Source organism: bacterium (genome assembly GCA_030019025.1).
In the GTDB taxonomy this organism is placed as follows: Bacteria; Hydrothermota; Hydrothermia; order UBA1063; family UBA1063; genus UBA1063.
Genome location: JASEFR010000046.1, coordinates 1 through 4,810, shown reverse-complemented (window position 1 = coordinate 4,810; position 4,810 = coordinate 1). Strand labels below are relative to the sequence as shown.

General features: G+C 48.0%; 5 protein-coding genes and 1 rRNA gene. All 6 read left to right on the top strand.

Translation table 11 applies throughout. The annotated features are described in order from the left end of the window. The coding region (locus QMD82_08455) for an ABC transporter substrate-binding protein (GenBank protein MDI6851946.1) at positions 1-505 on the top strand (505 nt) is incomplete at its 5' end. 47 nt (positions 506-552) lie between these two features. Next, positions 553-1,431 carry a branched-chain amino acid ABC transporter permease gene (locus tag QMD82_08450; protein ID MDI6851945.1) on the top strand — a complete coding sequence of 293 codons (879 nt, stop codon included), beginning with the start codon at positions 553-555 and terminating at the stop codon, positions 1,429-1,431. 5 nt (positions 1,432-1,436) lie between these two features. After that, on the top strand, positions 1,437-2,492 hold the full coding sequence (locus QMD82_08445; GenBank protein MDI6851944.1) for a branched-chain amino acid ABC transporter permease: 1,056 nt from the start codon (positions 1,437-1,439) through the stop codon (positions 2,490-2,492). A 3-nt stretch (positions 2,493-2,495) separates the two neighbouring features. Beyond that, the gene (locus tag QMD82_08440) at positions 2,496-3,272 is read left to right on the top strand and encodes an ABC transporter ATP-binding protein (GenBank protein ID MDI6851943.1); all 777 of its coding nucleotides are present in this window, start codon (positions 2,496-2,498) and stop codon (positions 3,270-3,272) included. Further along, on the top strand, positions 3,259-3,963 hold the full coding sequence (locus tag QMD82_08435; GenBank protein MDI6851942.1) for an ABC transporter ATP-binding protein: 705 nt from the start codon (positions 3,259-3,261) through the stop codon (positions 3,961-3,963). Before QMD82_08440 ends, QMD82_08435 begins: the two co-directional genes overlap by 14 nt. A 245-nt stretch (positions 3,964-4,208) precedes the next feature. Then, positions 4,209-4,810 (top strand): 16S ribosomal RNA (locus QMD82_08430); the annotation flags it as partial.

Sequence of the window (4,810 nt, the reverse complement as noted above, 5' to 3'; positions counted from 1 at the left end):
GTTCGCAAACAGCAAAAATCCTGATGTGATCTTTATACCTGCTGCTGCATACGGTGAGGCTGCCCTGATCATAAAACAGGCACGTGAACTTGGAATGAAACAGATCTTTTTGGGTGGTGACACATGGGAAGCTCCAGAGTTCCTCGAAGTAGGTGGCAAAGCAGTTGAAGGTTCTTATTTCAGTACACACTTTGATACCGAGGCTACGACAACCCCCAGAGCTGCAGAGTTTATCAAGGCATTCAGAGCAAAGTACGGCAAGGATCCAAGTGCCTTTGCCGCACTGGGATATGACGCCTACATGCTTGTTGTTGACGCGATTAGAAGAGCAGGATCAGCTGACCCGAAAGCAATAAGAGATGCACTCGCCGCTACGAAGAATTTCGAGGGCGCAACAGGCTATATAACACTCGATCAAAACGGAGATGCGATTAAGGATGCAGTTATAAGGGTTGTCAAGGATGGGAAGTTCGTGTATGTGACAACGGTCAGACCGAGTGAATGAGTGACGCGCAGGCTTCGTGCCTGCGCGTTTTTTCTGGAGGTGTCTTGATGAACTTGACCTTGTTTCTGCAGCACTTGGCAAACGGAGTAGCACTTGGATTCGTTTTTGGGCTTGTTGCAATTGGGTACACGCTTGTCTATGGTGTTGTGAAATTAGTCAACTTTGCTCACGGTGATATATTCATGATGGCGGCGTTCTTTGTTTATTACGGGATAGTTCTCTTTTCGTTTCCGTGGTGGTTGTCGTTTCTTTTTGCAATATTTCTTACAGCACTCCTCGGAATTTCAATTGAAAAGGTTGCTTATAAGCCACTGAGAAATGCACCGAGAATCTCTTCCCTCTGCTCAGCCATAGGAATGTCTTTCTTGCTTGAGAATTTCGCAATCGTGGTTTTCGGTGGCAGGCAAAAACCTTTCTATCAGCCACCGGTGTTGAACAGAACTCTGAATGTGTGGGGAGTCAGAATCCAGCTTGTAACGATAATCACCATCGTTGTGTCGATAGGAGCCCTTTTTTTCTTGAGTTACTTGGTTTATAAAACAAAAATGGGACTCGCGATGAGAGCTCTTGCGTACGACTTTGACACAGCAAGGTTGATGGGAATTAATGTAGACAGGACGATAACCTTTACCTTTGCAGTTGGTTCAAGCCTTGCGGCCATCAGTGCCATATTCTGGGCGCTACGCTATCCACAGATATGGCCATTCATGGGAGTTTTCCCCGGGTGGCGCGCTTTTACTGCGGCCATAATAGGCGGTATTGGGAGCATCAAAGGAGCCATGGTCGGGGGTTTCTTGATTGGCATGATTTCAATCTTGCTTGTTGCGTTTCTTCCCGATCTGGCAGGATACCGAGATGCTTTCATTTTTATTATGTTGGTCTTCGTTTTACTCTTTAAACCAACTGGTCTGTTTGGTGAAACTTAGGGGGAATGAGTGTGTACAAGCAACCTTCGTTCTGGCTGACGTTGATCGCACTTGTTGTGTTTTTCGCTTTCATCAGCTATGCACAGAAGAATTTCGATGCGTACATAATTCGAATCATGAACGTGGCGGCGATATATGTGATTCTCGGTGTCAGTCTTAACTTGATAAATGGATTCACAGGGCAATTTTCCCTTGGTCACGCTGGATTTATGGCAATAGGTGCTTACGCGTCTGCTTTACTTTATATGTCGCCCGAGCTCAAGGCAATGAACTTTTTCATAAAACCGCTGATATGGCCGCTGAATCGAATTCAAATTCCGTTTTTCCCGGCGTTGCTAATTGGGGGATTGCTTGCCGCTGGTGCGGGTTTTCTCGTTGGTGCTCCCTGTATGAGGGTGAAAGGTGATTATCTCGCGATAGTTACCTATGGTTTTTCTGAGATAATTAGGGTTCTTTTCAACAATTTGCAGAGTGTGACAAACGGACCTTTAGGGCTTAAAGGTTTGCCAACGTACACGAATTTGTGGTGGAGCTGGGGATGGGCTGTGTTCACCGTGTTTTTCATAAAGAGGCTGATTGATTCCAGCTATGGTAGGGCGCTGAAAGCGATCAGAGACAACGAAGAAGCGGCCGAAGCAATGGGTGTTGATCTGTTTTACCACAAGACTCTTGCTTTTGTCGTGGGTGCATTTTTCGCAGGTATTGCAGGTGGCCTGCTGGGTAGCCTTGTGATGACGATCGATCCGAACGCATTCAACATAATGCTCACTTTTCAGATTGTCTTGATAGTTCTCCTGGGAGGGCTTGGCAGCATAACCGGGACGGTGATTTCTGGCGTTCTGATCGCCGTTTTGATGGAGTGGCTCAGGATTGTGGAAACACCGATGAAAATTTTCGGGATAACGATACCTGGTATCTCTGGCATGAGGATGTTGATTTTCTCCATCATACTGATGATATCAGTTCTGTTTTTCAGACACGGCATACTGGGCGATAGAGAGTTTTCATGGCAGGGTGTCATTTCGTTTTTCAAAAGGCGTCAATCAAACCGGGGAGGATGAAGTGTGGCGATCCTGAGATTGGACAGGGTGACCAAGAAATTCGGCGGCTTGGTAGCTGTTAACAACGTCTCTCTGGAACTTGAACAGGGTCAACTGGCAGGTCTTATTGGTCCAAACGGTGCTGGCAAGACAACCATTTTCAACGTTATAACTGGCGTTTATCGTGCGGACTCTGGAAAAGTATATTTTATGGGCATCGACGTAACAAAGAAAAAACCCCACGAGATCGCAGCACTGGGAATAGCAAGAACCTTTCAGAACATCAAACTCTTTCACCGAATGAGCGTGCTCGACAACGTTCGTGTGGCATGTCATTTCAGACTGAAAGCATCTGTTTTCTCGGCTGTCCTGGATTTGCCCAAGTATGCAAGAGAGGAGCGAGAAATGACAAAAGAGTCGCTCGATCTTCTTGAAGCCGTTGGTTTGAAGCAGCTTGCGAATGAGAGTGCAGCTTCACTTCCGTATGGCTATCAGAGAAAACTTGAGATAGCAAGAGCGCTGGCAACGAGACCAAGAATTTTGTTGCTCGACGAACCTGCAGCTGGTATGAATCCGGAGGAAACCGCTGAATTGATGAGATTTATAAAGAGAATTCGTGATGAGTTTGGTCTCACAATACTTCTGATCGAACACGATATGAAAGTTGTCATGGGAATATGTGAGAAAATAACAGTTCTGGACCATGGTTGTGTTATTGCAGAAGGCTCCCCCAAAGAGATACAGAATAATCCCGAAGTGATCAAGGCCTATCTGGGAAGTGGTGCCTATGCTCGAAGTTAGGGACCTGCACGTGAGTTATGGCGCAATAAAGGCATTGAAGGGGATATCTTTCAAGGTGGAAAAAGGGAAAGTCGTGACCTTGATTGGTTCGAACGGTGCAGGTAAGACGACTACCTTGAAAGCGATATGTGGTCTCGTCAAAGTACAGGCTGGAAATGTCTTTCTGAATGGTGAGAACATTACGAACAAACCGACCAACGAGATTGTTTCAAAAAAGGTCGCAATGGTTCCAGAAGGCAGGAGGATTTTCCCAAATCTGACGGTTTACGAGAATCTGTTGGTTGGGGCATATCAAAGGAATGATAAAGATGGGATTCAACAGGATATGGAGTGGATTTTCTCGCTTTTTCCTGTTTTGAAGGAAAGACTCAGCCAGAAAGGTGGGACTTTATCCGGCGGAGAGCAACAGATGCTTGCAATAGGCAGGGCCCTAATGAGCAGACCCGATCTGTTAATGCTCGACGAGCCTTCTTTGGGGCTTGCACCTATAATAGTGGAACAATTGTTCGAGGTGATTCACAAGATTCACAGTGAGGGTAAGACAATACTTCTGATTGAACAGAATGCTTATGCGGCCTTGAACATAGCAGATTACGCTTATGTACTCGAGACTGGACGGATAGTCTTGCAGGGTACCGGAAAAGAATTACTCGCCAATGAGGAGGTTAAGCGTGCTTACCTGGGTGGTTGAACGCTGAGTTTTCTTTGGCCTTAACTTTTTCGTAACTTGACACGCGTTTTGACAGGTGGTACCATGATATACGGTCGCTCGTGTGAGAGCAGTTGTAAGAAGCAGGGTCTTGGAAAATGAATAGAACGACAGAGGGTCTGAGGAAGACTCACATTGTTTTGTCGTCGGGTCATTGAAAAATGGATAGCAGTCCCGCCAATCATAAAGAATCCAAAGGGTCAAGGATCTAAACCTTCTGCTTAGATTTCGTGGAGGGTTTGATCCTGGCTCAGGGTGAACGCTGGCGGCGTGCCTAACACATGCAAGTCGAGCGGGTACCCGCAAGGGTACCAGCGGCGCACGGGTGAGTAACACGTGGGTAATCTACCCCTCGGAGGGGGATAACCGGGGGAAACCCCGGCTAATACCCCATACGATCCGGCAACGAAGGTTGCTGGATGAAAGGGGCGTTTGCTCCGCCGAGGGATGAGCCCGCGGCCCATCAGGTAGTTGGTGGGGTAATGGCCCACCAAGCCTACGACGGGTAGCCGGCCTGAGAGGGTGGTCGGCCACAAGGGCACTGAGACACGGGCCCTACTCCTACGGGAGGCAGCAGTGGGGAATCTTGGACAATGGGCGAAAGCCTGATCCAGCGACGCCGCGTGGGGGATGAAGCCCTTCGGGGTGTAAACCCCTGTTGCGAGGGAGGAATAAGGCCTGGAGGAAATGCCAGGCCGATGACTGTACCTCGCGAGGAAGCCCCGGCTAACTACGTGCCAGCAGCCGCGGTAATACGTAGGGGGCGAGCGTTACCCGGATTCACTGGGCGTAAAGCGGGTGTAGGCGGCTCGGTAAGTCGGGTGTGAAA

Coding starts and splice junctions, on each gene's coding strand:
- QMD82_08450 (MDI6851945.1), top strand. CDS start 553: ATGAACTTGACCTTGTTTCTGCAGCACTTGGCAAACGGAGTAGCACTT.
- QMD82_08445 (MDI6851944.1), top strand. CDS start 1,437: ATGAGTGTGTACAAGCAACCTTCGTTCTGGCTGACGTTGATCGCACTT.
- QMD82_08435 (MDI6851942.1), top strand. CDS start 3,259: ATGCTCGAAGTTAGGGACCTGCACGTGAGTTATGGCGCAATAAAGGCA.